General features: G+C 34.5%; 1 protein-coding gene. It reads left to right on the forward strand.

Features of this window, described 5'->3' with window-relative positions; all coding sequences use genetic code 11:
* Positions 1 to 44: 44 nt before the first annotated feature.
* On the forward strand, positions 45 to 553 hold a 509-nt coding region (locus ME1_RS05145), incomplete at its 3' end, for a DUF1376 domain-containing protein (RefSeq protein WP_004864215.1).

A 553-nucleotide genomic window follows, 5' to 3' on the forward strand; every position in this document is an offset into this window, starting at 1 on the left:
AGCAGCGATAGCAAGATGGCATAAGGAAAAAGAGGAGGTAATGCATGTCAACTAAGTTGCCATGGACGAGGCTTTTTGCAGACAAGTGGCTTCTTGATCTTGCACATTTGCCTGCTTTTGAAGGTTTTATATATGTAAAGTTACGATTTCATATGCTTCGCACTGGTGAACCGCTTACGAATAATTTTCGTGTGTTATCTTTATTGGCTGGTTGTACAATTAAAAGATTTCAAAAAGCATTAGATCTTTTATTGGAAACAGGACACATCATCTGTTTGGAAGATGGTCGTTTGTGGAGTTTGCAAGTTGAAGAGGAACTCAATAACTCAAATGAGAATTTAAATAAGTTTTCAGAGAGAGCAAAGAAAGCAGCAGAAGTAAGATGGGAAAAACATCATAATTCTAAGCATGATGCTAAAGACGCTAAGCATAGCGTTAAGCATGATGCTTGTGATATGCTAAATGATGCCATTAACAATAACATTAACATATATAAAAAAAATAACACTAACGTGTTATTAAAAAAAGAAATCGATTTTGAAGATTTAGAAAC

Origin of the sequence: Bartonella vinsonii subsp. arupensis OK-94-513 (assembly GCF_000278235.1) — a bacterium.
Taxonomy (GTDB): domain Bacteria; phylum Pseudomonadota; class Alphaproteobacteria; order Rhizobiales; family Rhizobiaceae; genus Bartonella; species Bartonella arupensis.